Source organism: Methylotenera versatilis 79 (assembly GCF_000384375.1).
GTDB lineage: Bacteria > Pseudomonadota > Gammaproteobacteria > Burkholderiales > Methylophilaceae > Methylotenera_A > Methylotenera_A versatilis_B.
The window spans coordinates 1,141,800-1,167,703 of record NZ_ARVX01000001.1 but is presented as its reverse complement, the minus strand read 5'-3'; the positions used below and the strand labels follow the sequence as shown (position 1 = coordinate 1,167,703).

The window sequence follows — 25,904 nt, the reverse complement described above, 5'->3', positions numbered from 1 at the left end:
TAATCGAAACTACAACGCCGTATCGTGACGATAGAATGTTTTCAAACAAGCCGACCGTTTTTGACTCGAAACCCTGCCGTCGCCAACTTTCCTAACCCTTGCCCGCCATGTGCATGGCATATCGCACAAGCAAGCGCATCAGCAGAATCTGGCTTGGGTACCGCGGGCAGATTGAGTAAGCGTTTGACCATTTCCTGCACTTGTTCTTTTTGCGCGTGGCCATTGCCCACAACTGCTTGCTTGACTTGCAACGCAGTATATTCCGCGACGATTAAATTGCGAATGACCGCCGCACTGATTGCGGCACCACGCGCTTGTCCAAGCAGCAAAGTGGATTGCGGATTCACGTTAACAAACACTTTTTCAATCGCCACTTGGTTAGGTTGATAAGTATCAATCACCTCAAACAGTCCATCCAAAATAATTTTTAACCGTGCTGGCAATTCTTCTCTATCGTCTTCGCCTTCAACTTTATTTTTTTTGCCGCTGGCAGTTTTAATAGTACCGCTGGCAATATAAGTGATTTTCTCACCCACTTTTTCAATCACACCAAAGCCAGTGTTGCGCAAGCCTGGGTCAATTCCAAGTATGCGAGTAATCACTATTCTTCAATTAAAGCGGTAGTGTAAACATCTTGTACATCATCTAAATCTTCTAATGCGTCCAAGATTTTTTGCATTTTTATCGCATCATCGCCTGCAAATTCAACTTCGTTTAGCGGCTTCATGGTTACTTCACTTAGCACTGGCTTTAAACCTGCCACTTCTAACGCTTCTTTTACAGTTATAAAATCGTTGGCTGCCGTAATCACTTCTATACTGCCATCTTCATCCGTCACGACATCTTCCGCGCCAGCCTCCAGTGCGGCTTCCATCACTTTATCTTCACTTATTCCTGGCTCAAATACCAAGCTACCGCAATGTTTAAACATAAAAGCAACTGAGCCATCTGTGCCCAGATTTCCACCGAATTTAGTCAAGGCATGGCGCACATCTGCTACTGCGCGCTGTTTATTATCGGTTAAGCAATCAATAATAATCGCGGCGCCATTGATGCCGTAACCTTCGTAGCGAATTTCTTCGTAATTTACGCCCTCAAGCTCACCCGTGCCTTTTTTAATGGCACGCATAATATTGTCGGCAGGCATGTTTTCTTCTTTTGCTTCAGCAACTGCGGCGCGCAATCGTGGGTTCATGGTGACATCTCCGCCACTTAATCGGGCTGCAACGGTGATTTCTTTAATGATTTTGGTGAAGATTTTACCGCGTTTGGCGTCTTGGCGACCTTTACGATGTTGAATATTTGCCCATTTACTATGACCTGCCATACTGTTTCCTTGAGATTTTTTTCATCGAAATTTTTAATAGTTCAAGGCATTTTATCATAGGCTTACAGCTAGTTAACGGCTGCCATTGCTTTAGTCTTTTGCTGCTTTATTCACATCTTTTATTAACGCTTATCAGCGACAGATTTACTCTTGGCCTTGTGCACAATCTACAGGCTGACGTTCACGCATTGTGATGATTGAAATCTGCACTAATGCCAATGCAATCAACAACATACCAATAAGCTCAAAAGTATTCGGCACTTCATTTAACTGTATCCATGCGGCGACGACGCCAATCACCGGCGCTAACATAGACGCCATACTGGCAACGCCTGCCGGCAGGCGTTGTAGCGCATATAGCCATAGCAACCAAGCCAATGCACCGCTTAAAAACACATTAAATAATACTGACCCAATAAAGTAACCCGTCCATTGAATGGGCGCCGCGGGTACTAGAAACGCAATGGCCACCATTGGCACTGAACCTAATAACATTGGCCAAGCAGATAGGTTAAGTAAATCCAGATCCGGGCTGCGCTGATGCAATTTTTTAGAAATGATCGCGGATAACGCCCATGAAACGCCTGAGCACAGCGCTAAAAACATGCTGAAACCATCGGCTTTAATGTGTAGCGGATCAAAAATAAGCACCATGCCAAATATGGCAGAAACTACTGCCAACCACTGCCAGCCTTGTACTTTTTCGCCCAACATTGGCCAAGCAAATAACATGACCCAAAAAGGCATGGTATAAGTTAACACAGCCGTTTTGCCCGCGCCGCCTTCAACCAAGGCCCATACCAGCAAGCCTGTAAAACCGACTGTTTGTAATAAGCCGAGTACTAACATGGTTGGAAACTCTTTTAATACCATTGGCCTTTTAGTGAAATACATCACTACAAACAAAACTAAAGCGCCAAAAAAAGTACGCAATGCCGCGAATTGAAAAGGCCCAGCATATTGCAGCGCGCTTTTCATCACCACCCAGTTATAACCCCAAATAATGGTTAATACCAACAATGCGGCAAATGCGCGTATGGTCACTTTTGTGCTATTTTGCATGAATATTGTCTTTAATTAGCGTATTTTAAGCGAAGTTGTTGATTCAAGTTAATTCCAAATATGTGTTACGGCTTTCCAACCGCCGTCAGCTTGTTTGCGATAAACAAGATGTACATTGCCACCGAAAGTTTGGCGCACACCTTCTGCATCAATCATCGCACCAGCCCAATTGCCACGCTGATAAGCTAAATTACCATCTTCCACAGCTTCAGTTAACGTTAGTTTGTGGTCAATAACACCGGCTTCAATCAATCCAGCAAAAAAAGCTTGAATTGCTTCTGTACCAGTCACTGGCGCGCCAGCTGGTGCAGGCATGATGGTTGCATTGGCGTCATATAGTTTGCCGATATCTGCTGCGTTTTTGCTATTTAACGCTTGGTCAAACTTTGCATTGATTGCGGTTATTTCTGTTTGAATATTACTCATGATGGTTGCTCTCTTTAAAAAAATTGATTAAAAATTAAGGTTAACTTACTTACTAAAGTATTACTTATTAAAAGTATCTACTGATTAAATGCGTATTTAATGCTGAAAACCAGATTAAATAAGCGCTGGAATGCCCATATTGATTAAGCCTAATAATTGCTGAAGCTGTATACGCTTTTCTTCATCCAAAGCCTGCATGCACTGCTTTAAGCGGCGATAATAATCTGGCATCACCACATCCAATTTAGCTTGTCCTGCACTGGTTAACTGTATATTCACACTGCGTCTATCTTCTTTGGCAAACACTCTAGTCACTAAACCATTTTGCTCCAGCCCATCCAACAGACCCGTCATCGTGGCACGTGTTACGCCCACCTTTTCCGCCAATATTGATGGCGTTGATGTCACGGACTCTTCGCGCATTAGTAAAATCAGCACCCACCAACGGCCTTGCAATAAATCGTGTTTGCTCAAGCAGGTATCTAACGCCAACGATAAATCAGTCGCCACACGCAGCAAATACAAAAAACCAGAAATCGCCGTCACATCCGCGTCGGGATAACGTTCGGCGAATTTACCTAATATTTCTGGGCTTGGAAGATCTCTTAATTGCAGCATAGTTAAATAGATTTAACTTAAAAATAGTTAGTATCATTATAGTTAGCTGGCTAACTATGTCAACTGTTTTATTGTCATGGGTTTATTTTTTGCTTAGATATTGGCTAAATTATTTATAGGAGTATATTTAAGTTGCTACCAAGCAGGAGAAGAACATGAAAACTTTACAACAAGTATTAAATGATAAAAAACATAAAGAGATCATTAGCATCGCGCCAAATCGCCCTGTCTTTGATGCGTTGGTAATTTTAGCTGAATATAAAATCGGCGCTTTAGCCGTGATGCAAGATAGCCGACTGGTCGGTATTTTTTCAGAACGTGATTACGCGCGCGAAGTCATTTTAAAAGGGCGATCATCCAAAACCACACAAGTAGATGAAGTGATGACGAAAAAGGTGATTACTGGCGAACCCAACGATTTAGTAGAGTCAATGTTAAGTATGATGAGTGAAAAGCGCATCCGCCACTTACCTGTGATGCACGATAAAATGTTACTCGGCATGCTGTCGCTGGGCGATTTGGTTAAAGAGACAATCGCCTATCAACAACGCTTAATTAAAGAGTTAGAGCAATATATACGCGGCTGATTGAGTTTTTAACACAGATTAATGATGTCAAGCTCATGAAAATACGTATACGGCATTCATGCCAAAACGCAGCACTTTAAGCAAACTGTAGGCGCACAATGCAGTCATACAAACAAGCAACGAATAAAGAAATTAATTTGATTGTTTGTTGTGATACTGAATTTTTAATTATTTTATGAAAAGGATATTTATCATGTGGACAACTCCAGCAGCGACAGAAATGCGTTTTGGCTTTGAAGTTACAATGTACGTAATGAATAAATAAGCCTTAATTCATTATTAAAAAATGGAGCAATTGCTCCATTTTTTATTGCTCGTTATTTATGTCACTTAACCAAATATTTAGCTCAACTTTTTGATTTACATTATTTGGTATTATTTTCTGCGTTACTCACCAATGATTTTAACCAGCACGCGTTTTTTGCGCCTGCCATCAAACTCACCATAGAATATCTGTTCCCAAGGCCCAAAATCCAAATGGCCTTCTGTAATCGCCACCACCACTTCGCGCCCCATAATCTGGCGCTTCATATGTGCATCGGCATTATCTTCGCCAGTATCATTATGTCGATAACTGCTGACTGGCTCGTGCGGCGCAAGTCGCTCTAGCCATTGCGTGTAATCATGATGCAATCCACGTTCATCATCATTAATAAACACGCTGGCAGTAATATGCATGGCATTCACTAAAACCAAGCCTTCGCGTACGCCACTTTCGCGCAAACATTCATTAATCTGCTCCGTAATGCGAATAAACGCCACACGTGTGGGCGGATTAAACCAAAGTTCTTTTCGATAGCTTTTCATGTTTGCTCCTTAATTTTCCTATTACTGTGCCAATTTTAGCACCGCCAGTTATTACCACACATGACATTTATCATTTTTAGCAATAAAAAAGGCTTCTAAAAAGAAGCCTTTTAAATAAGATTTTTTACCCTATTTTAATGGTTAACTTTTCACATCAACCGAATGTGTAAAGCTTTTTCCCTCATTATCAGTTGCTACTACTTCTAATTTACCCGCTTCTTTTGGCACAAAATTAAATTTGAAATAAGGGTCTTCCGCCGTTCCCACGCCTACATCAACCGTCATCACAGGTTTACCATTGTAAGTAAACTCTGTTTTCTTAATGTAAAAAGCAGGTACAAAACCTTGCGAAACTAAATCGCGTTGCAGGCCGGTGCGCATCACGTGTTTAATATTAAATGTGGCAGGCGTTGCAACCCCAAATTTTGCTGGCACTTCTACATTCATTTTGATACGGCCTGCTGCCGCACGTGTTGCCGCTTCATCGTTTTCCACCGTACCACCACAACCGCCAGCTGCACGAATCTCGCGCGAGGCTAAGTATAATTTACCATCTGCTGTTTCGCCGACTAAACGCACATAAGCATCTGTTTCAAAACGAATCCGTGTCGATAAATGAAAGTCACCCAATGCATCGGTTAAGTGATAAGTAGCGGTTAAAGGAATCGGATTTGCATCCACAAAAGCATAGAGTTTTTTGATCACCACACCATTAGCGGCGGCATTATCAATTGTATAAGTGACTGGCACTTGCGCACCACTTTCGGCGCGACGCGGTGCATCGATCTTCATAAATGTGACCTCTGTCATAGGGCGCTTTTCAAAAAAAGCCTCTTTCATTACAGGCCATAATTGCGCATTTGGTTCTGCAATCGCACTCTGGCTAGCCCCAACAAAAATGCTGGCGGCTAGCAACGTACAGAATAGATATTGTTTTGCTTTCATGATTTTCTCCACCCACTTCATCGGCACACATCAATGTTAAACCTAATGAATATTAATCCGCTGAATCAACTTTATCCAGTACATATCCAATTAGAAATTTGACTACTGGCGACCATTTTAGTTTTAATCAATCATTTGTATGTGACTCGTATCACACACGCCAAATCTGCGAATTTTTAACTATCTAAACGTTGCGGAATTCTTCAAAATTCAGCTCGATTCCATTGCCCGCAGGATCTTTAAAATTAATCTGCTTAACGCCATTCATTAAGGTACGCGTGGTGTAAGCGATTTGGTGCGCCTGCAAATGTGCTTCCATCGCAGGCATATCGGTGAAAGTAAACGATACGTGATCATAAGTACCATTCACATGCAAATCTGGTGCGCCGACACCCTTGTTATATTCGGCAATATGCACCACATCGTTATCGCCAATATAAAGCCAAAAGCCATAACTGGTCGTCGCCGTGCGCGGCCCAACTGTTAAGCCGACAATATCGCAATAAAAATCGCGCAACACATGCATCATGTCGCGATTGGCGCGGAGGTTGATATGGTTAATTTCGGTAGCTGGCATAATATTCACGCTCTCAAATAAAATCGTAACTCATCATCGGTACGTTATTCATAAACCTGCTGAGTTTGCATAACTAAAAATGTAATTCACGATGCGAGAACTAGGCACATTCGCGTAAACAGTACGATTAGTACGGCAAGCGGATGTAACAATGGTATCGCGAAGTGAGTGCATTTTATGCCGCTGGGTTTTGTGACCGCACGCGAATATGCAACTCTCTCAACTGTTTCTCATCTACATCATTCGGCGCATTAGTCATCAAGCATTGCGCGCGTTGGGTTTTTGGGAAAGCAATTACGTCACGGATGGATTCTGCGCCAGCCATTAATGTCACCAAACGGTCTAAACCGAATGCTAGACCACCGTGCGGAGGCGCGCCATATTGCAGGGCATCTAACAAGAAGCCGAATTTCTCTTGCGCTTCTTCTTTGCTGATTTTTAGTGCATCGAATACTTTAGATTGCACATCTTGTTTATGGATACGCACTGAACCGCCGCCAACTTCCCAGCCGTTTAGCACCATGTCGTAAGCTTTTGAAAGCGCAGCACCTGGGTTAGAAGTTAACAAATCTTCGTGACCATCTTTTGGTGCGGTGAACGGATGATGTAACGCAGCCCAGCGGTCATTTTCTTCATCGTGTTCAAACATTGGGAAATCAACCACCCACAATGGCGCCCATGCACGACCATCTACATGGCCTTTATCGTGACCGACTTTTAGGCGTAATGCGCCAAGTGCTTCGTTAACCACTTTAGTTTTATCTGCACCAAAGAAAACGATGTCGCCATTTTGCGCGCCAGTACGGTCAATGATTGCTTGTAATGCTGTAGCGTGAATGTTTTTAACGATTGGGCTTTGCAGACCTTCTTCATTCAATTTAGTCACATCATTAATTTTGATATAAGCCAAACCTTTTGCGCCGTAGATTTTGACGAATTCGGTATATGCATCAATTTCGCTACGCGCAATTGCAGCGCCGTTTGGCACACGCAAGGCAGCCACACGCCCGCCTGCCATATTGGCAGCGCCTGCGAACACTTTAAAATCGACGTCTTTCATCACATCTGAAAGCTCAGTGATTTCTAACGTTACGCGCATGTCAGGCTTGTCTGAACCATATCGATTCATTGCTTCACTGAATGGCATACGTGGGAATTTAGCTGGTAAATCTACGTTTTGTACTGATTTAAGCATTTGTCGAATCATTTCTTCGACAATGTCCATAATCTCGTTTTCACTCAAAAATGACGTTTCAATATCCACCTGCGTGAATTCTGGCTGACGATCAGCACGTAAATCTTCATCGCGGAAGCATTTAGTGATTTGGAAATAACGGTCGAAACCTGACACCATCAACAATTGTTTGAATAGTTGCGGTGATTGCGGCAACGCAAAAAACTGGCCCGCATGCACGCGGCTTGGCACCAAATAATCGCGCGCGCCTTCTGGAGTGCTACGCGTTAACATCGGTGTTTCCACCTCAATAAAACCATTGACATCTAAATAATCACGCAAGGTTTTAGCCACGCGATAACGCAACATCATGTTTTTTTGCATCGCTGGGCGGCGTAAATCGATGTAGCGATGCTCAAGTCTTACTGTCTCAGTTAGGTTTTCGTCATCTAACATAAATGGCGGCGTTAACGATGCGTTTAAAATCTCGATCTCAGTGGCAATCATCTCCACTTCGCCAGTAGATAAGTTAGCGTTCACTGCGCCTTCTGGGCGTGCGCGTACTACGCATGTGATTTTTAATACATATTCGCTACGCACAGATTCAGCAACTTTAAATGCTTCAACGGTATCTGGATTAACTACAATTTGCGCCATACCTTCGCGGTCGCGCAAATCAATGAAAATCACGCCACCATGATCGCGGCGGCGATGCGCCCAGCCGCATAAACTAACAGTTTGGCCAATGTGGGAGCGGTTTAAGTGGCCGCAATAATGTGTACGCATAGTCATAAAAATAAATTTCGTTAAAAAATAGTGTTAAGTCTGTTGATTGAATAAAAATTAAAGCGGTAATTCGCGTATTTTGCGGTCTCTTGGTGTGACGGTGCCCATGCTGATAATGTACTTTAAAGCCTCGTCCACGCTCATATCCAGCTCAATCACATCTTCTCTTGCCAACATGAGAAAAAAGCCAGAAGTGGGATTAGGCGTGGTCGGCACATAAACACTCACATAATCGCCGATTAAGTGATTACTCACATCGCCGCCTGGTATACCAGTTAAAAATGCAATCGTCCAACTGCCTTGGCGTGGATATTGAATCAGCAATGCCTTGCGAAACGCATGTCCAGAACCTGAAAAAAGCGTGTCCGAAACCTGTTTAACGCTGGAATAAATACTTTTTACAAATGGCACGCGAGAAAGTAAATTCTCCCACATGGCAATTAATTGTTGACCAAAAATATTAGTAGCAATAAGGCCTGTGACGAAAATAATCACCAAAGTGAGTATTGCACCCAAACCTGGCACGTTAAAGCCAAACACATTTTTAGGTTGCCAAGCCATTGGTAGTAACAGCAAGCTTTGATCCATGGTTTGAATGAGCGTGCTGACTACCCAAAGGGTAATTAACAGCGGCACCAACACCAGCAAGCCAGTAATAAAATATTTTTTCATGTTAATTCAGATAGATGAGAGCGGTTGAGTGACAAATGCTTTTAATGACAGGCACAACCCGTTTTGCAGGCAGCGGGCGCATCTGATTTTGTGGTGGACTCTGCGGATTCACTTGAAGACGGCTTACTTACTTTTTTATCTTTAAAATCAGTCGCATACCAGCCACTGCCGCTGAGTTGGAAACTAGGCGCAGAAAGCATTTTGTTAAAGGTTTCTTGATTGCAATTAGGGCATGTTGCGGTGCTTGGATCGCTTATTTTGCGCAACAACTCTAGTTTGTGACCACAACTGGTACATTGGAAATCATAAATCGGCATGATTTTGGCTTAATATAATGAATGTTTACTTAAAACAAAATTATAACTGATGTGCATCAATAGTTTAACGACAAATATTTAATGGACTGTTTTAACGCTCAAAACAATCCATATCAGTTACTCAATTGTTTTTATCATCGCCATACCAAGAAAATTTAGAGCGCAAATTGCAGAGGCATTAAAACTGTGAAGATACTAGCATTTCTTTCTCATTCAATCTTTTAAAAAATTAATATAAGCAATTATTTTATAACCTCATGTTTAAAATAAAAAAGACCCCAATTACGGAGTCTTTTTATTTACACTACGAATATAGGTAGGTCCTAGAACGGAATATCGTCCTCAAAATCGTCAAAATTTCCGCTGCCACTTTGTGATGCGGCAGGTTTATTTGCTGGCGCTGAAGGTTTGGCTGGTGCAGAAGAACGTGCTGGCGCTTGGTTAAACTCATCTTGGCCGCCACCTTGATCCATTCCATCATAACTCGCATTACCGCCGCCATCTCTGCCACCTAGCATCTGCATGCTATCTGCAATGATTTCAGTACTGTAACGGGTTACGCCGTCTTTTTCCCATTTGCGCGTTTGCAAACGGCCTTCCACATATACCGGGCGGCCTTTTTTCAGGTATTCGCCTGCGATTTCAGCTAATTTGCGATACATCACAATATTATGCCATTCGGTTTTTTCCTGCTTAACGCCGGATTTATCTTTCCAGTTTTCGGTTGTGGCGATACTAAAGTTTGCCACCGCTTCGCCGTTCGGCATGTAGCGCACTTCTGGATCACGGCCTAAATTACCCACTAAAATCACTTTGTTGACTGATGCCATTATCTGCTCCCTATCAATTTTAAAATATTCTGCTCTATTAACGTTTGGCGCTCAACACCTTGCTGATTGTTTACTTTGACAATCAACATATTCTCTTGGGCGATTGCGACTGCTTCGTACACACCATCCATCTGCGCGACTTTGTTGGCTAAGGAAAGTGCTTGCAACTCATCAAATGCGTTTAAATGATACATTTTTGTACGCACAGCGGGTGGCGTTATCATACCAAAAGTTAACACTAACCAAATGCCAATTAGCACTGAGCAAAAAATAAATACGGCAGAATAATCGAAACGATGCGATAAATAACCGCCAACAACTGCGCCCAAAAACACGCCAAATGATTGCGCTGTGCTATGAATACCCATTGCCGTACCTTTGGATGCAGCAGGCGCCATTTTCGAGATCAATGACGGCAAAGACGCTTCTAATATATTAAAGGCAGTAAAGTAAATCAGCAACGAAACCACCACACCCCAAAAATGATGGATAGTGTTAGCAAACATTAATTGCGCCACTAACATCAACGCCACCGCGCCGATAAACACCAGTTTTAATTTTGCGCGTTTTTCGCCAATGATAATGGCTGGCAGCATCAATACAAAAGAAACGGCTAATACAGGCAAATAGATTTTCCAATGTGCATTGACATTCATACCGCTGGTTTCAGTTAACGCAAATGGCACCACGATAAACATGGCCATTTGCGCGGCATGCAATGAAAAAGTACCAAAATTTAAACGCAATAATTGTTTATCTTTTAACACTGCTTTCATTTTGCTGGGTGCGGTTTGCGCATCTGAATGAAAATGGCTGGCGACTGGATCTGGCACGTAATACTTAACCACTAAAATAGCGCAAAAAGATAATACAGCCGTCATCCAAAAAATGCCTGAAACGCCAATCCATTGGTTGAGCAAAGGGCCAGCAACAAGCGATAGCGCAAATGTGATACCAATGGTACCGCCAATCATCGCCATGGCTTTAGTGCGATGCTCTTCACGCGTTAAATCGGCGACTAATGCGGTGACGACCGCAGAAACCGCGCCAGCACCTTGAATCGCACGACCAAAAATTACCATATAAATATCGGTCGCCAATGCGGCAATTACACTGCCGATAATAAATAGAATCAAGCCGATATAAATGAGTTTTTTACGGCCATATTTATCGGATGCGATGCCAAAAGGCAATTGCAGTAAAACTTGTGTTAAGCCATATGCGCCAAGCGCCAAGCCAATCAGCGTATGATTGCTACCGCCTTTTAATGTTTCTGCATACACCGCAAAAATGGGTAAAATTAAAAACATACCCAACATGCGCAAACCATAAATTGAGGCCAAGCTGATGGTAGAACGCAATTCAGTTCGCGTCATTTTGTCGGAAAATTGCATGAAACCCTATTTTTAGTACAGAATAATTTAGCTGAAAACACAATAATTGCGTATATTAACAGGTTGCCTTAATTTTCGATAAAGCTAGATGGAATATATCAAAATCCGTGGTGCGCGCACCCACAATCTCAAAAACGTTTCGCTGGATATTCCACGCAACAAATTGGTAGTGATTACTGGGCTTTCTGGCTCAGGTAAATCCAGTTTGGCGTTTGATACATTGTATGCAGAAGGTCAGCGGCGCTATGTTGAATCACTATCTGCGTACGCTCGCCAGTTTTTGGCGCGCATGGATAAACCCGATGTCGATTTGATTGAAGGCTTATCGCCTGCGATTTCGATTGAGCAAAAATCTACTTCGCATAATCCGCGTTCAACTGTCGGCACAGTGACTGAGATTCACGACTATCTGCGCCTTCTATATGCACGTGCTGGCGACCCAGAATGTCCTGATCACCATATCAAATTAGAAGCGCAAACTGTTTCGCAAATGGTAGACAGCGTTTTACAACTACCAGAAGAAACCAAGCTGATGATATTGGCGCCTGTGGTTTCAAATCGCAAAGGCGAGCAAGTAGATTTGTTTGATCAATTAAAAGCACAAGGTTTTGTGCGTTTGCGCGTAGACGGCAAGATTTATGAAATGGATGAGTTGCCGAAATTAACTAAAACGGTGAAGCACTCTGTGGATGTGGTGATTGACCGCATTAAGGTAAAGGCCGATTTAAAACAGCGTATCGCCGAATCATTCGAAACCGCTTTGCGCTTGGCGGAAGGTAAAGCCATTGCAGTTGAAATGGATACTGATAAAGAACATTTGTTTTCAGCCAAATTTTCATGTCCTGTGTGTGATTACTCACTAGCCGAATTAGAACCACGCCTATTCTCATTTAACAACCCAATGGGCGCCTGCCCCAAGTGCGATGGCTTGGGCAATATCAGCTTTTTTGATCCTAAACGCGTGGTGGCATTTCCTACGCTTTCACTCGCAAGTGGCGCAATTAAAGGCTGGGATAAACGCAACCAGTTTTATTTTCAAATGTTACAAAGCTTGGCAGCGCACTACAGCTTCGATTTAGAAACGGCGTTTGAAGAGCTGTCTGAAACGATTCAAGATGTATTGTTAAACGGTTCTGGGCGCGAAGTAATTGCGTTCAAATATTTAAATGAGCGTGGCACTTTTTTTGGCAAAACGCACACATTTGAAGGTATTTTAAACAACCTGCAACGCCGCTATCGTGAAAGCGAATCGACTGCGGTGCGCGAAGAGTTATCTAAATATTTGAATAATCAAGCCTGCCCAGAATGTAGCGGCACACGCTTACGCCGTGAAGCGCGCCATGTAAAAGTGGGCGGGCAGAATATCCATCAAGTCTGCGAAGTGCCACTAAAAGTCGCACTTCACTTTTTTGAATCGCTGCAGTTAGAAGGTGCAAAACTGGCGATTGCCGATAAAATCGTGAAGGAAATTGGTAATCGACTGAAATTCTTAACCAATGTTGGGCTGGAGTATTTGTCGCTTTCGCGCTCTGCCGAAACATTATCAGGCGGCGAAGCACAACGTATTCGCTTAGCCAGCCAAATAGGTAGTGGCTTAACAGGTGTGATGTATGTATTAGATGAGCCTAGTATCGGTTTGCATCAGCGCGATAACGATAGATTGTTGGAAACGTTAATGCGCCTGCGCGATATCGGTAACAGCGTGATTGTGGTGGAACACGACCATGATGCGATTTTAGCGGCCGATTATGTAGTCGATATTGGCCCAGGCGCTGGTGAACATGGCGGCCAGATTGTCGCAGAAGGCACGCCAGCTGAAATTTTGGCTAATCCAAAGTCGTTAACTGGTCAGTATTTAAGTGGCAAAAAACAAATCGAATACAAAAAAGCGCGCACAAAACCTAATCCTTCACGCTGGTTAAAACTTTCAAACGCAACGGGTAATAATTTGCGCGATGTGTCGGTAGAGATTCCTGTAGGTTTACTCACTTGCGTGACAGGCGTATCTGGCTCAGGTAAATCCACACTGATCAATGACACGCTTTATCGCGTGGTTGCGCAACATTTATACGGCAGTAATACCGAACCAGCAGCGTTTGGTGAAATCGATGGTTTGGCGTTTTTTGATAAAGTGGTTGATGTCGATCAAAGCCCAATTGGTCGCACGCCGCGCTCTAACCCTGCAACTTATACCGGTTTATTTACGCCGATTCGCGATTTATTTGCAGGTGTGCCAGAAAGCCGCGCGCGTGGTTATGGGCCAGGTAGATATTCTTTTAATGTAAAAGGCGGCCGTTGCGAAGCTTGCCAAGGCGATGGTGTGATTCGTGTGGAAATGCACTTTTTGCCTGACGTGTATGTGCCATGTGATGTATGTAAAGGCCAGCGCTATAACCGCGAAACGCTTGAGATTAATTTTAAAGGCAAAAATATCCGCGAAGTGCTGGAAATGACCGTTGAACAAGCGCATGATTTTTTCCAAGCGCAACCAGTTATTTCACGCAAACTCAAAACCTTGCTGGATGTGGGTTTAGGCTATATCACACTAGGTCAGTCAGCAACAACGTTAAGTGGCGGTGAAGCACAACGGGTGAAGCTCTCACTTGAATTGAGCAAACGCGATACAGGTCGCACGTTGTATATCTTGGATGAACCTACTACAGGATTACATTTTGCAGACATTCAATTATTGTTAGATGTGATTCACCGCTTACGTGATGCTGGCAACACAATTGTTATTATTGAACACAACTTAGATGTGATTAAAACCGCCGATTGGCTAATCGATATGGGCCCAGAAGGTGGCGATGGCGGTGGCGTGGTAGTCGGTGTCGGCACGCCAGAAACCTTAGCTGAGAACAAAGAAAGCTACACTGGTAAATATTTGAAAATGATGCTTTAAATTTGGCTATTAAATACTGTTAAGTTATAAAACTTAACAGTATTTTAAGTATTAAAATTTGCTTAATTTTTTGCAGATTTATCGGACACTCTCGCTAAAACTGATTGATAATATTCAACCGTTTGTGCCGCTACAACTTCAGGTGAAAATCTCTTTTTGCAATCTTCAATTGCATTTTTAGATAGACGTTGCATCTTTTCAGGATCGCTAATCAACATTAACACTTTTTCTGCAATGCTTTCTGGTGATTCTGATTCAGCTAATAATCCATTGAAATCATCAATAATAATCTCTTTCATACCACCAACCGCAGTTGCCACAGTTGGACAACCAGCGGCTAGAGATTCTAATAATGAGAGCGGGAAGTTTTCATATCTAGAACAAACCACTGTTACAAGTGCATTTTTTCGCAAATCTGAAATACGATCATGGTCGCAATGTCCTAAATACTGAATACGGTTTTTTATGCTATTTTCTGGAATAAAGCGCTCAGTATACTGATTAAAATCAATCCCCTCACCTTCAACAATTACCCCCCTGTCTGGCCCCACAAAAATAAGCTCAATTTCACTAATTTTTTGCGCAATCAGGCTAAATGCTTCCAATATCAAATCACCGCCTTTAATAGAGTCAAATCTTCCAACAAATAAAATGTATGGCTTTTTATTTTTGCTATATTGCCACTGTTTATTAATACCCACCTCAAGAACCGGATTTGGAATCACTTTGGCATTTGGCAAATCCAAGCCATAGTATTGTCTGGTTTTTTTTAAAACATCTAGGCTTGGTGAGGTTATACCATGCGCATTTTTTATTGCCTGCCCTTCGTAAAAAACCCTTAACTTAAAATCCCATCGATCTTGATCTTGCAAGATTGGCCCCATTAAAAACCATGGTCCGTGTAATCGCGTGACGATTGGGACTTTTGTCAATTTCAGCAAAAAACTAACTGTCCCAAATGACTCTTCCATCTCAAGAATATCTAAAGGATAAGATATTCTTTTTAGTGCCATACTAATTTTTTTAGCATTAACATACACAGATCGTCGATATTGGATTGATCTTGCATAAGAGAATGTCAACTGATTCAAAAATTTATCTGCTATTTTTTGTAAAACGTTTTTTTTATTTAAAAATTTTGATAAATTAATTAATTTATCTTCTATCTCTGCCCCTATAAGAGGGGACGCTAAAATAATGGGCTTTACTGTATTGTCAAACCCATACAAAATATTATGTACATAAGTCACAATTCCATTATGAAATTTAGATAACGGCCAACCGGGTGTTATACAAGCTATTTTTAGAGGGGTTTTTTTATCGGTATTTTGATTTCGCATTAGTATTCCCATTCATATAGGTTTGTTTTTTTAAAGATTCTGCCTGACCCAATAAAGCGCCTGCCAAGAGCAAATGCATTGTCGTCATACCAGCATTTGGTACAGAGTCAATCACGCAAATCGCCAATATAATCGCTAAGCTTGCAAAATAAACCTTATCTTTAGGATTATTAATATTGTCTATATTTCTTAGCGCATAAAGTAGCGTTATGAAAAATAGTGCGTAGCTAAAAATAAAACCCACTGCACCATTGTTGCCAAGTTCAATAACCCATTTTCCATCGGTTACACTAATGTCACGGCCATATTTGTTGTAAACACGCGCACGACCCCATCCGCTCCAGCCAAAAAATGGTTTTTGTAACGCGCGTTCTAATAAAATATTTTCATTTTGAAATCGAAAATCTAAAGATTGTGCACGTTCAGCACTGTATTGCTGAATATTCTCAACAATGGCTCGGTCTGGGAAAATTTCAAAGGTTTTTGTTATAGGATAAATCATCACAATGGCGACCAAGATTAAAGACCACTTAATTTGTTTGCGCGGAAGAAAATTAAATATTAAAAACATCGCCAATAATGCATAAAATAAAGCGGACCAGGTTTTGCTCAATATTAAAATAATCATTAAATAAATAATGACTTGAGATGCGGGAAAAATGGCAATGCGCACTTTATTTTTTCGTAAAGCTAATGCGGCAATGATAGCGGTCGCTATCCAAAAAGCCAGTCCTAATCCATGCCCAAAAAATACTGTTGGTCGGTATCCTTCACCTCTCATTTGCTGAAGAAAATCTATTGCAGAGTAGCCATATATCCAAAGTTGGAAATTTGGCGATAATCTCATCTCGCCCAGCATAGGTATTGAATAAAATAGAGCAAAGATGACGAGTAACTTAAATATCCATTCGTTATCTTTGACGTCATTTAAAAAAGCTCTGCCCAGAAAAAAAGGCATGAAAGCTAATAGGGTTCTTATTATTTCAGACAGCGCATCGTAATAGGTTAACCCTGGCAAATAAAGGCTACCATAAAAAATGGGATCAGAATTTAAGGTCGCTGATATCACTATTACCGCCAAGTATCCAATAATGATTTTAGTTGGCATCCCTGGTGGGAAAAGCTTGAATCGCTTGCCAGTGAAAAACAAAATAACCGCCAACGTTAATGACGTAAGACTACTTCTATCAATTGGCGGAACTAGCGGCAAATCGAATGAAAAAGCATTTGGTAACAAAAGCAAGGCTAAAGTGGTGGCTATAAAAATAGCCCGCTTAGGCTTGTAGCGAGAAACCATCCATATGACGACTAAAGGCCAGCTGTAAAAGACTAAGTTAGCAAAAATATTGGGCACAAATAAACCTTAACGTAAAATAATATCAATATTTACACTATCTATGAATGATGCATTATTAGGCACTAATTCAAATGGAGCAAAGCAAGCACAGCCTCACCCAAATAGTAACCTAGTGGAATCACAGCTAACATCCTTAATTCTTTTATTAAAGAAAAAACGTTATTTTTTGCAAGTGTCCAATAAATAATAGGTAAAGCCAATAGCGGATTTAAAGTAATCACCCAAATAGCGCCATACATACCAAATAATTTAAAAAATAATGGTAGTCCGATGAACAAACCAGCAGTTCGTACCATCATGACCCACATATTGACCTTGGTGATAGATAGCGCAGATAGGCACTCTACTGATACAGATGATAGCGAATATCCAACTACAGAAAATGCCAATATTTGTAGCATCCAACCCGCTTCTGCATAACGTGGATCATATAGGGCTTGGATAATAAATGGTGCCAGTGCGATTAATAGCCCAACACACAAAAAGGTAGCACCATCTAGATAAATACGAATCTTGTAATAGCGTTCTTTTAATAAAGTCCTGTCTTCATGCACTACAGAAGACAAAAATGGAAAGATGATTTTAGCAGCGAGAGAGTGTGTGATAGAGGTTGGCACGCTAGCTAACATCAACGCAATGCTATAAATACCCAAATCTGTCGCTGTAACCGTGCCTGCCAAAAATATTTTATCGCCTTGTAAAAACAAATAGGTCAGCATGGATGAAATAACAATCCATCGACCAAAATGAAAGACTTCTTTCACGATAGCTTTATCCCATACCAGCTGATGTCGGTATGGAAAGGCGTAGTAGCTGAGTAAAGTACCCATTAATGTTGACACAATGCCTGAAAAAGCTAGTGCCCATATAGACGGATAAATAAGCACCCAAGCCACCATAAAAACGGCACCTAGCACTTGAGAGATAAAATCAATACCTTCAAGCTTGCCAACTTGCATTTCACGACTCATGACTGCAGATGCCATGGTTTTATAGGCACCAATAATAGAAGTGACACCAGTCACTAATATCAGTAGTGGTAAACGAGGGTCTGCATATACACCACTAAATAAATTAGGCCAATACCGCTCACCGATCATCAGGCCAATTGCAAATAGGGTAATTACCGCAAACGTTAACCAACCTCTAACAACTTGTAGCGTCCAAACCACATTCAACATATGTTTGTTAGTTGGATCTTTGTGGCGAACAATAAAAGCCCACAATCCCAAATCTGAAAACATGCTGATGCCCATGGTGACTACATATACCACCGCCATTACGCCAAACATTTCAGGCGCAAGCAATCGAGTAATAATTAAATTAGAACCTAATCGGAGTAATTGACTTAGTCCAAATATCAACATGACCCAAAAACCGGCCTTAACAAATCTCTTCTTTTTATCAGTCATTAGAACACTTGAGTTTTTGCATTATTAATTGATGTCTCTAAATATAGATATTTTAAAATTTAAGCCTATTTTGGTAATCATTATATTTTAGTATTGATTGATTTTGATAGTTAAGGCACTTCTACAAAACGCATCCTTGCTTGTATTGTTGCCGTGCGGCGGTTTAAATAGCGCGTACTACGATGGTCGTCATAAAAACGTGGATTGGGAATCATCGCGGCTAATTTGGCAGATTGGGTTTGGCCTAAGCCACTTGCACTGGTTTTAAAGTAATGTTTAGCGGCAGCTTCTGCACCAAAAACGCCATTTCCCCATTCAATCACATTTAGATAGATTTCTAAAATGCGGCGTTTGGTGAGCATTTTTTCTAGCATTAAAGTGATGACCGCTTCTTCCGCTTTGCGCCAAGGCGTTCGTCCGCTGGATAAAAATAAGTTTTTTGCCAACTGTTGACTAATGGTTGAGCCACCACCAACAATTTTGCCTTTTTTCAGATTTTTTTCGTAAGCTTTTTCAATGCCTTCCCAATCGAATCCTTCATGATTAGTGAATTTAGCATCTTCACTGGCAATCACAGCACGTTTAAGATGATTGGAAATTTTGGCGTAATCAACCCATTTGTGTTGAAGTGTGGCATCTGGTTTGGTTTGTTGAATAATTTCCAGCCGGTCTTGCATAAACGCAGTCGAGGTTGGATTAAACTTAATCCACCAGCAGATGTGCAAAAAAATCCACAATTGATATAAAACCAGCCATGCAAAAAATAAAAATATGAGTCGTTTTAAAATGCCACCAAAACCCAATGGGCGAGCATTTTTTTTACTGTTAAACAACCAGCGCAGCACTTACAAGACTCTCATCATCTCAATAACCGGCTTAGTGTCTGGCCTTACGTCACGCCAAATGAAAAATGCTTCTGCGGCTTGCTCAACCAACATGCCCAAACCATCCGCCACTTGTGCACCATTCGCGCGTGCTTGCGCCATAAACGGTGTTTCGCGACCATACATCATGTCGTAAGCCAAGCAATCTTTAGCGAAAATAGTATTGGAAATAGGAAGCACTGTGTCGGTTAACCCAGTTGAAGTAGCATTAATAATAATATCGAAAGGGGGTTTTAAACTGGCGAATGTACTGGTCGTTAATTGTTCCAAGTGTCGAACCTGCTTATTCCGCATATGCTGTGCTTTCTCAATAGTACGATTCGCAATCACTAAGTGATTCAGTTCGCAATCTAGCAAAGGTTGTAACACACCTTCCGCAGCGCCGCCTGCTCCCAACAACAATACGCGCTTATTATGTAAAACATGCCTTAAATGATGCGTGATATCACGCACCAAACCTGCGCCATCGGTATTATCTCCAGATAATTGACCTTTTTTAAAGGTTAAGGTATTCACTGCGCCAGCAGCTTGAGCACGTACCGTTAAATTGTCGCAAAGATTAAACGCTTCAAACTTAAATGGCACAGTCACATTCGCGCCTTTAAAACCTCGCGCAATCAAATCCTTGATCGTTGATTCAAAACCATCCAGCGGCGCAAAAATGCGTTCATAGCTGATATTTTGGTCTGTTTGCTTTGCAAATGCCGTATGAATAAGCGGTGATTTACTATGCTCAATCGGGTTGCCCACGACCGCATAACGTTCAATACCTTGCGCAGGCTCAGCGTATTTATCACTCATACTTTAAGTTAATCTTTTTGTAATTATTCAATTGAATTGATGATGAATGATTAAAAACCGTCTAGTTATTCCAAGGCAAATTTGCCTGTTTCCAACCGTTAATCAAAGTGCGCTGTTTTTGTGCGTTAGCTTCACCCTCAAAGCCTTCCGCCATATTGAATGCGTGACTATAGCCTAATTGTTGCGCTAATACGGCTGCATTATGGCTTCTGCCGCCAGTACGGCACATAAATATAATGGTTTTATTAGGCGCAACTTTCGCTTGCAACTGCGCACCAAACTCTGCGTTTGCAATCATGCCCGGATAAAACGCCCATTCAATGTGCGTTGCATCGGGCACTCGACCTACTAAATCCAACTCAGCTTGCGTACGCACATCTACTAATATTGCATTATCTTGTTGCAATAAAATATAAGCTTCTTGTGGGGTTAACTCACCTGCATAGGGCAATTTTTTTTCAACTGCGCGTTTTTTTGCTTGATTTAAAACTTCCTCAATACTTTGCATAACGATCCCTAACATTCATTCATTTTAATAATCCATATTGCAATAAATTATAGCGCGAAAAACCGAGCAATTCTGTGCGAAGTGCATTGCACCAAAATAGTGCGGTTTTAGTTTAAATGCGCGCTATTTGTGCATGTGGTTTTGGGTTTATTTGCTAAGTGAATGCCATAAAGCCATTTATTGCTATTTTTTGCTGGCACACTTCCTGCTAAAATAACTCGTTAAAAGTTAATGCGAAAATAGTTAAGCATTTTGCATCATACAATTTACGCAATTAATCACCACTCGTTACACATTATTTATATCTGTTATTAAACTTTATGTCTGTATTAAAACTTAGGAGAGAGCAATGTCAGTTGCAAATGTAATGAAAATGGTAAAAGAAAACGACATCAAATTTGTCGATTTTCGTTTTACCGATACTCGCGGTAAAGAACAACACGTTACAGTGCCTGTTTCAGCTTTCGATGAATCAAAATTTACCGAAGGTCATGCATTTGACGGTTCTTCAATCGCGGGTTGGAAAGGTATTCAAGCTTCTGACATGCAATTAATGCCTGATGCATCAACGGCAAATATCGATCCATTCATGGACGAACCAACATTGATTTTAACTTGCGACGTTGTTGATCCAACTGACGGTAAAGGTTATGACCGTGATCCACGCTCACTAGCAAAACGCGCTGAAGCTTATTTAAAATCAAGCGGTTTAGGCGATACTGCTTACTTTGGTCCTGAGCCAGAATTCTTCATTTTTGACTCTATCAATTGGTCAGTCGATATGCACGGTAGCTCAGTAAAAATCAATTCAGAAGAGGCCGCATGGTCATCTAGCGAAAAATTTGAAGGCGGCAACACTGGCCACCGTCCAGCGGTTAAAGGCGGTTACTTCCCAGTTCCACCAGTCGATTCATTGCAAGATGTACGTTCTGCAATGTGCTTAACTTTAGAAGCGATGGGCGTGCCTGTTGAAGTGCATCACCATGAAGTAGCAACTGCTGGCCAATGTGAGATCGGTACTAAATTCGCGACATTGACACAACGTGCTGACTGGACTCAAATCCTAAAATACGTGGTGCTAAATACAGCACATGCCTACGGAAAAACAGCCACATTTATGCCGAAACCAATGTTTGGCGACAATGGTAGCGGTATGCACGTACACCAATCTGTATGGAAAGATGGCAAAAACCTGTTCGCAGGCGACGGCTATGCAGGTTTAAGTGACTTTGCTTTGTACTATATTGGCGGCATTATCAAACATGCGCGCGCATTAAACGCGATTACTAACCCAGGCACCAACTCTTACAAACGCTTAGTGCCACATTACGAAGCGCCAGTAAAATTAGCTTACTCTGCTAAAAACCGTTCTGCTGCGATTCGTATTCCATTTGTGCATTCTGATAAAGCACGCCGTGTTGAAGCGCGTTTCCCCGACCCAATCGCTAACCCATACTTGGCATTCTCTGCATTGTTAATGGCTGGTTTAGATGGCGTGCAAAACAAGATTCACCCAGGCGAGCCAGCAACTAAAGACTTGTACCATCTTCCACCAGAAGAAGATGCACTAATCCCAACAGTTTGTTCATCACTTGAGCAAGCGTTAGAATACTTGGATAAAGACCGTGAGTTCTTAACACGCGGCGGTGTATTCTCTGAAGATTGGATTGATGCTTACATTGCATTAAAAATGGAAGAAGTCACTAAGTTACGTCAAACACCACATCCAGTCGAGTTTGGTTTGTACTACAGCTGTTAATCAAGTATGTGTGCTAGTTTTTAGCATGCGCTAATTGGGCATGCACTAACTAAGTGCAGTCGAGTAAAGCACGGTTTAATAAAGGGCAACTTAGGTTGCCCTTTATTATTTTTGCAAAAAAATTCAACAAAAAAGTACAGTCAACCATAATCATCAAGACTTCGTTGCTAACAGTAACAGTCTCATCTAAACTATTGCTATGAATAAACAATTATCATTTTTAAGCTTGATTATCATCGCGCTAATCGCACCGGTTTTAGCGAATGCAGAAATTTATAAACAAGTGGATTCTGAAGGACGCGTCACCTATTCAAACGTCAAACTCAAAGGCGCTAAAAAGTTAAATTTAGAACCTGCAGATACCAATTTTGGCGGTGACAACAGCGCTTCCACACGTGAAGCAACACGCTCCCCGCAAGCCAAAACAGCGACACCAGCAAGCTTTCCTAAAGTAGATGCAGGTACACAAAATCAGCGCGACAGTAAGCGCAAAGACATTTTACAATCGGAACTGGAAGCTGAAAAACAAGCACTAGCACAAGCGAAACAAGCCTATATCGAAGGTGAATCTAAGCCCGAAGTTTACAAAGGCGCCAATGGAAAAACTTTCCGTAATGTTGCAAAGTTTGATGAAAAAATGAAAAGCCTACAAGCCGACATCGATGTACATCAGCGTAATATCGAGTTACTTAACAAAGAAATTAGCGCAAATTAATGTCGTTAATTAATCTTTTGTGCAACGCATAAAGCTGGCTTAGCTCTTGCTTATATACAAGCAATTATTTAATTGCTGTAGTATTTAAGTCATGGTTCAAAACATTCCCTCAGGATTTTCAGGTTTAGAGCATCTCGCTACTGCGGTGATATTGCTGAATCAATCACATCAAGTAGTTTATGCAAACCCCAGTACTGAAATTTTATTTGCCTTAAGCGCAACGCAAATATCAGGTAGCCATATTTCAGAAGTGTTTTTAAACTGCGAGATTTTGCAACTCGCCATTGATAACGCAGTTAGGAATGACAGCCCATTTCGTGAGCATGAATTCGCTATCACAACCGTGCGCCAGCAATCGTTTGCCGTCACTTGCACAGTGACGCCAGTTGAAATGAGTAAGGCAACTTTGTTACTAGAATTTCAACAAATGGATCAGCAATTACGCATCGCACGTGAAGAACGCATGCTGATTCAGCAACAAGCCAACTCTGAATTATTGCGCAATTTAGCGCATGAGATTCGTAACCCGCTCGGTGGCCTGCGTGGCGCTGCACAACTGTTAGAACATGAATTGCCTAACCCCAGTTTGCGCGAATATACGCAAGTCATCATTAAAGAAGCAGACAGATTACAAAGCTTGATGGATAGATTGCTGGTGCCACATCGCGTGCCGAAATATGAGCCAACCAATATCCATGAAGTGCTAGAACGCGTACGTAGTTTATTGTTGGCAGAATCACCTAATAACATCAAAGTGCGGCGCGATTACGATACTAGCTTGCCCGATTTAATCGGCGATCGCGAAAAGCTAATCCAAACAGTATTAAATATTGCGCGAAATGCGGTACAAGCCATGCAATCCAATGGCGCGGTGAATGCTGAAATTATATTTAAAACGCGTGCAGAACGCCAAGTGACGTTAGCTAAAAAACGTTATCGTGTCGCTATTAAGTTACAAATTATTGATAATGGACCGGGTATTCCAGCCGATATTAAAGATAAGATTTTTTATCCGCTAGTAACTGGACGCGAAGGTGGAAGCGGCTTGGGGCTTGCCTTAGCGCAAACTTTTGTCACGCAACATCACGGTATGATTGATTGTGAAAGCCAACCAGGTAAAACCTGTTTTACGATATTGTTACCAGTTGAATCAACGTCCATTAAATCTGCGAATATCTTGCAGTAATAGATGATTAAAAAAAGCTTAATCCATACAATTGATAGAAATAAATTGGTGTGATTAAGTTGTTAATGCAATAAAGTTAACTGAAAAAGTTAACCAATTTAATGAGAAAAATATGAAACCAATTTGGATTTTAGACGATGATAAATCGATACGCTGGGTGTTCGAAAAAGCGTTAGCACGTACGGATTTAGAGTTCAGAACTTTTTCTTCTGTCGCCGAAGCGCTTAATGCACTCAACCGCGAACAACCACAAGTTGTGGTCAGTGATATTCGCATGCCAAACGGTTCTGGCTTAGATTTTTTAAGTGAAATTAAACAGCGTTACCCTGAAATTCCAGTCATCATCATGACCGCTTATTCTGATTTAGAGAGCGCAGTTGCCGCTTTCCAAGGTGGCGCATTTGAATATTTAGCTAAGCCTTTCGATGTCGACCAAGCCATTGACGTGATTAAACGCGCGGTTGAAGAAAGTATGCGCCAAGCGGTTGAAGCAGTTGCTTTAGAAGAAACACCTGAAATCATCGGCCAAGCGCCCGCCATGCAAGAAGTTTTTCGCGCAATTGGCAGGTTAAGTCGCTCGCACGCGACTGTGCTAATTAACGGCGAATCGGGCAGTGGTAAAGAGTTAGTTGCCAGCGCTTTGCACAAACACAGCCCACGAGCAGAAAAACCATTTATCGCGATTAATACGGCAGCGATACCAAAAGATTTATTAGAGTCTGAATTATTTGGCCACGAACGTGGCGCATTTACAGGCGCGGCTGCCGCACGACGTGGACGTTTTGAACAAGCAGATAACGGGACTTTGTTTCTAGATGAAATCGGCGATATGCCAGCCGATTTACAAACTCGCCTATTGCGCGTGTTAAGTGACGGGCAATTTTACCGAGTAGGTGGTCACCAACCGATCAAAGTCAATGTGCGCGTCATTGCCGCAACCCACCAAGATTTAGAAGAGCGCGTTAAATTAGGCTTGTTCCGCGAAGATTTATTTCACCGCTTAAATGTGATTCGTTTACGCTTGCCGCCATTGCGCGAACGCCGTGAAGACATACCGCATTTAACCAAACACTTTTTAGCGCAAAGCGCCATTCAATTAGGTGTAGAACCCAAACAACTTTCCGCCGCTGCACTGCGCTATTTAACCGCAGTAAATTGGAGCGGTAACGTGCGTCAATTGGAAAACGTTTGCCATTGGTTAACCGTCATGGCGCCTGGCCAAAGCGTGGATGTGGTGGATTTACCGCCAGAGTTAAAAGAAGACACCAGCAAAACTATCAGCGCGAGTTCGTGGCAAGAAGCTTTAGCGCAAGAAGTTTCTGACGCATTGAACCGTGGCGAACAAAATGTATTAGAAGCACGCACCAAGGATTTTGAACGCGTGATGATTGTTAAGGCACTGCAACATACGGATGGTCGTCGTATTGAGGCGGCTAATCAGTTAGGAATGGGCAGAAATACGTTGACGCGGAAGATTCAGGAATTGGATATTAAAGAGTAAGTTTAGTTGCAGAACAT

26 protein-coding genes are annotated in these 25,904 nt (G+C 41.8%); 7 read left to right on the top strand and 19 right to left on the bottom strand.

The genetic code is table 11. The features are described 5' to 3' along the window. Positions 1-41 precede the first annotated feature (41 nt). The 5 genes from ruvC to METVE_RS0105795 all read right to left on the bottom strand — a co-directional run bounded on the left by ruvC (position 42) and on the right by METVE_RS0105795 (position 3,433). The gene (gene ruvC, locus METVE_RS0105815; RefSeq protein WP_020167515.1) at positions 42-602 is read right to left on the bottom strand and encodes a crossover junction endodeoxyribonuclease RuvC; all 561 of its coding nucleotides are present in this window, start codon (positions 600-602) and stop codon (positions 42-44) included. Next, a complete protein-coding gene (locus tag METVE_RS0105810; RefSeq protein ID WP_020167514.1) occupies positions 602-1,327 on the bottom strand; it encodes a YebC/PmpR family DNA-binding transcriptional regulator in 726 nt (241 codons plus the stop codon). The genes ruvC and METVE_RS0105810 overlap by 1 nt, the downstream gene beginning before the upstream one ends. A 144-nt stretch (positions 1,328-1,471) precedes the next feature. Beyond that, on the bottom strand, positions 1,472-2,389 hold the full coding sequence (locus tag METVE_RS0105805; RefSeq protein WP_020167513.1) for a DMT family transporter: 918 nt from the start codon (positions 2,387-2,389) through the stop codon (positions 1,472-1,474). A gap of 48 nt (positions 2,390-2,437) precedes the next feature. Then, positions 2,438-2,815 carry a YybH family protein gene (locus METVE_RS0105800; protein WP_020167512.1) on the bottom strand — a complete coding sequence of 126 codons (378 nt, stop codon included), beginning with the start codon at positions 2,813-2,815 and terminating at the stop codon, positions 2,438-2,440. 114 nt (positions 2,816-2,929) lie between these two features. Continuing rightward, a complete protein-coding gene (locus tag METVE_RS0105795) occupies positions 2,930-3,433 on the bottom strand; it encodes a MarR family winged helix-turn-helix transcriptional regulator (RefSeq protein WP_020167511.1) in 504 nt (167 codons plus the stop codon). 155 nt (positions 3,434-3,588) lie between these two features. Here METVE_RS0105795 and METVE_RS0105790 point away from each other — a divergent pair, with 155 nt between their 5' ends. Then, a complete protein-coding gene (locus tag METVE_RS0105790) occupies positions 3,589-4,020 on the top strand; it encodes a CBS domain-containing protein (protein ID WP_020167510.1) in 432 nt (143 codons plus the stop codon). A 193-nt stretch (positions 4,021-4,213) separates the two neighbouring features. Then, on the top strand, positions 4,214-4,285 hold the full coding sequence (pqqA, locus tag METVE_RS12895) for a pyrroloquinoline quinone precursor peptide PqqA (protein WP_012777389.1): 72 nt from the start codon (positions 4,214-4,216) through the stop codon (positions 4,283-4,285). A gap of 122 nt (positions 4,286-4,407) precedes the next feature. Here pqqA and METVE_RS0105780 read toward each other — a convergent pair whose 3' ends face one another. From METVE_RS0105780 to METVE_RS0105745, 8 genes are all read right to left on the bottom strand, one after another. Then, complete coding sequence (locus tag METVE_RS0105780) at positions 4,408-4,827, bottom strand: secondary thiamine-phosphate synthase enzyme YjbQ (RefSeq protein WP_020167508.1); 420 nt, start codon at positions 4,825-4,827, stop codon at positions 4,408-4,410. A gap of 141 nt (positions 4,828-4,968) precedes the next feature. Continuing rightward, positions 4,969-5,772: a quinoprotein dehydrogenase-associated SoxYZ-like carrier gene (locus METVE_RS0105775; protein ID WP_026362027.1), complete on the bottom strand. Its 804-nt coding sequence runs from the start codon at positions 5,770-5,772 to the stop codon at positions 4,969-4,971. A gap of 184 nt (positions 5,773-5,956) precedes the next feature. Further along, positions 5,957-6,349 (bottom strand): VOC family protein, encoded by a 393-nt coding sequence (locus tag METVE_RS0105770; protein ID WP_020167506.1) that lies wholly within the window; start codon positions 6,347-6,349, stop codon positions 5,957-5,959. Positions 6,350-6,524: 175 nt separating this feature from the next. Further along, complete coding sequence (gene aspS, locus METVE_RS0105765; RefSeq protein ID WP_026362026.1) at positions 6,525-8,309, bottom strand: aspartate--tRNA ligase; 1,785 nt, start codon at positions 8,307-8,309, stop codon at positions 6,525-6,527. Positions 8,310-8,366: 57 nt separating this feature from the next. Beyond that, positions 8,367-8,981: a DUF502 domain-containing protein gene (locus METVE_RS0105760; RefSeq protein WP_020167504.1), complete on the bottom strand. Its 615-nt coding sequence runs from the start codon at positions 8,979-8,981 to the stop codon at positions 8,367-8,369. A gap of 41 nt (positions 8,982-9,022) precedes the next feature. Then, a complete protein-coding gene (locus METVE_RS0105755) occupies positions 9,023-9,298 on the bottom strand; it encodes an FmdB family zinc ribbon protein (RefSeq protein WP_020167503.1) in 276 nt (91 codons plus the stop codon). Positions 9,299-9,621: 323 nt separating this feature from the next. Beyond that, entirely contained in the window at positions 9,622-10,128 is a 507-nt protein-coding gene (gene ssb / locus METVE_RS0105750) for a single-stranded DNA-binding protein (RefSeq protein WP_020167502.1), read from the bottom strand. After that, positions 10,128-11,522, bottom strand: a complete 1,395-nt coding sequence (locus METVE_RS0105745; RefSeq protein ID WP_020167501.1) for an MFS transporter — start codon at positions 11,520-11,522, stop codon at positions 10,128-10,130. The genes ssb and METVE_RS0105745 overlap by 1 nt, the downstream gene beginning before the upstream one ends. Positions 11,523-11,610: 88 nt before the next feature. Here METVE_RS0105745 and uvrA point away from each other — a divergent pair, with 88 nt between their 5' ends. Further along, entirely contained in the window at positions 11,611-14,424 is a 2,814-nt protein-coding gene (uvrA, locus tag METVE_RS0105740; RefSeq protein ID WP_020167500.1) for an excinuclease ABC subunit UvrA, read from the top strand. Positions 14,425-14,486: 62 nt separating this feature from the next. Here uvrA and METVE_RS0105735 read toward each other — a convergent pair whose 3' ends face one another. The 6 genes from METVE_RS0105735 to METVE_RS0105705 all read right to left on the bottom strand — a co-directional run bounded on the left by METVE_RS0105735 (position 14,487) and on the right by METVE_RS0105705 (position 20,726). Further along, complete coding sequence (locus METVE_RS0105735; protein ID WP_020167499.1) at positions 14,487-15,764, bottom strand: glycosyltransferase family 4 protein; 1,278 nt, start codon at positions 15,762-15,764, stop codon at positions 14,487-14,489. Beyond that, entirely contained in the window at positions 15,742-17,118 is a 1,377-nt protein-coding gene (locus tag METVE_RS0105730; protein WP_198290304.1) for a hypothetical protein, read from the bottom strand. Before METVE_RS0105730 ends, METVE_RS0105735 begins: the two co-directional genes overlap by 23 nt. Positions 17,119-17,183: 65 nt before the next feature. Next, entirely contained in the window at positions 17,184-18,533 is a 1,350-nt protein-coding gene (locus METVE_RS0105720; RefSeq protein WP_081621895.1) for an oligosaccharide flippase family protein, read from the bottom strand. 110 nt (positions 18,534-18,643) lie between these two features. Then, positions 18,644-19,378, bottom strand: coding sequence for a monofunctional biosynthetic peptidoglycan transglycosylase (mtgA, locus tag METVE_RS0105715; RefSeq protein WP_020167495.1), 735 nt, complete (start codon positions 19,376-19,378; stop codon positions 18,644-18,646). Then, entirely contained in the window at positions 19,379-20,218 is an 840-nt protein-coding gene (aroE, locus tag METVE_RS0105710; protein WP_020167494.1) for a shikimate dehydrogenase, read from the bottom strand. A gap of 61 nt (positions 20,219-20,279) precedes the next feature. Further along, on the bottom strand, positions 20,280-20,726 hold the full coding sequence (locus tag METVE_RS0105705; RefSeq protein WP_026362025.1) for a rhodanese-like domain-containing protein: 447 nt from the start codon (positions 20,724-20,726) through the stop codon (positions 20,280-20,282). 349 nt (positions 20,727-21,075) lie between these two features. On the opposite strand from METVE_RS0105705, the gene glnA reads away from it, so the two are divergent. From glnA to ntrC, 4 genes are all read left to right on the top strand, one after another. Beyond that, on the top strand, positions 21,076-22,485 hold the full coding sequence (gene glnA / locus METVE_RS0105700) for a type I glutamate--ammonia ligase (RefSeq protein ID WP_020167491.1): 1,410 nt from the start codon (positions 21,076-21,078) through the stop codon (positions 22,483-22,485). A 199-nt stretch (positions 22,486-22,684) separates the two neighbouring features. After that, positions 22,685-23,200, top strand: a complete 516-nt coding sequence (locus METVE_RS0105695) for a DUF4124 domain-containing protein (protein ID WP_020167490.1) — start codon at positions 22,685-22,687, stop codon at positions 23,198-23,200. Positions 23,201-23,291: 91 nt separating this feature from the next. Further along, on the top strand, positions 23,292-24,386 hold the full coding sequence (gene glnL, locus METVE_RS0105690; RefSeq protein ID WP_020167489.1) for a nitrogen regulation protein NR(II): 1,095 nt from the start codon (positions 23,292-23,294) through the stop codon (positions 24,384-24,386). Positions 24,387-24,498: 112 nt separating this feature from the next. Beyond that, the gene (ntrC, locus tag METVE_RS0105685) at positions 24,499-25,887 is read left to right on the top strand and encodes a nitrogen regulation protein NR(I) (protein ID WP_020167488.1); all 1,389 of its coding nucleotides are present in this window, start codon (positions 24,499-24,501) and stop codon (positions 25,885-25,887) included. The last annotated feature ends 17 nt before the right edge of the window (positions 25,888-25,904 follow it).

Excerpts from the sequence above, each read along its gene's own strand:
- METVE_RS0105810 (WP_020167514.1), bottom strand. The coding sequence starts at position 1,327 with ATGGCAGGTCATAGTAAATGGGCAAATATTCAACATCGTAAAGGTCGC.
- METVE_RS0105805 (WP_020167513.1), bottom strand. The coding sequence starts at position 2,389 with ATGCAAAATAGCACAAAAGTGACCATACGCGCATTTGCCGCATTGTTG.
- METVE_RS0105800 (WP_020167512.1), bottom strand. The coding sequence starts at position 2,815 with ATGAGTAATATTCAAACAGAAATAACCGCAATCAATGCAAAGTTTGAC.
- METVE_RS0105795 (WP_020167511.1), bottom strand. The coding sequence starts at position 3,433 with ATGCTGCAATTAAGAGATCTTCCAAGCCCAGAAATATTAGGTAAATTC.
- METVE_RS0105790 (WP_020167510.1), top strand. The coding sequence starts at position 3,589 with ATGAAAACTTTACAACAAGTATTAAATGATAAAAAACATAAAGAGATC.
- METVE_RS0105780 (WP_020167508.1), bottom strand. The coding sequence starts at position 4,827 with ATGAAAAGCTATCGAAAAGAACTTTGGTTTAATCCGCCCACACGTGTG.
- METVE_RS0105775 (WP_026362027.1), bottom strand. The coding sequence starts at position 5,772 with ATGAAAGCAAAACAATATCTATTCTGTACGTTGCTAGCCGCCAGCATT.
- METVE_RS0105770 (WP_020167506.1), bottom strand. The coding sequence starts at position 6,349 with ATGCCAGCTACCGAAATTAACCATATCAACCTCCGCGCCAATCGCGAC.
- aspS (WP_026362026.1), bottom strand. The coding sequence starts at position 8,309 with ATGCGTACACATTATTGCGGCCACTTAAACCGCTCCCACATTGGCCAA.
- METVE_RS0105760 (WP_020167504.1), bottom strand. The coding sequence starts at position 8,981 with ATGAAAAAATATTTTATTACTGGCTTGCTGGTGTTGGTGCCGCTGTTA.
- METVE_RS0105755 (WP_020167503.1), bottom strand. The coding sequence starts at position 9,298 with ATGCCGATTTATGATTTCCAATGTACCAGTTGTGGTCACAAACTAGAG.
- ssb (WP_020167502.1), bottom strand. The coding sequence starts at position 10,128 with ATGGCATCAGTCAACAAAGTGATTTTAGTGGGTAATTTAGGCCGTGAT.
- METVE_RS0105745 (WP_020167501.1), bottom strand. The coding sequence starts at position 11,522 with ATGCAATTTTCCGACAAAATGACGCGAACTGAATTGCGTTCTACCATC.
- uvrA (WP_020167500.1), top strand. The coding sequence starts at position 11,611 with ATGGAATATATCAAAATCCGTGGTGCGCGCACCCACAATCTCAAAAAC.
- METVE_RS0105735 (WP_020167499.1), bottom strand. The coding sequence starts at position 15,764 with ATGCGAAATCAAAATACCGATAAAAAAACCCCTCTAAAAATAGCTTGT.
- METVE_RS0105720 (WP_081621895.1), bottom strand. The coding sequence starts at position 18,533 with ATGACTGATAAAAAGAAGAGATTTGTTAAGGCCGGTTTTTGGGTCATG.
- aroE (WP_020167494.1), bottom strand. The coding sequence starts at position 20,218 with ATGAGTGATAAATACGCTGAGCCTGCGCAAGGTATTGAACGTTATGCG.
- METVE_RS0105705 (WP_026362025.1), bottom strand. The coding sequence starts at position 20,726 with ATGCAAAGTATTGAGGAAGTTTTAAATCAAGCAAAAAAACGCGCAGTT.
- glnA (WP_020167491.1), top strand. The coding sequence starts at position 21,076 with ATGTCAGTTGCAAATGTAATGAAAATGGTAAAAGAAAACGACATCAAA.
- METVE_RS0105695 (WP_020167490.1), top strand. The coding sequence starts at position 22,685 with ATGAATAAACAATTATCATTTTTAAGCTTGATTATCATCGCGCTAATC.
- glnL (WP_020167489.1), top strand. The coding sequence starts at position 23,292 with ATGGTTCAAAACATTCCCTCAGGATTTTCAGGTTTAGAGCATCTCGCT.
- ntrC (WP_020167488.1), top strand. The coding sequence starts at position 24,499 with ATGAAACCAATTTGGATTTTAGACGATGATAAATCGATACGCTGGGTG.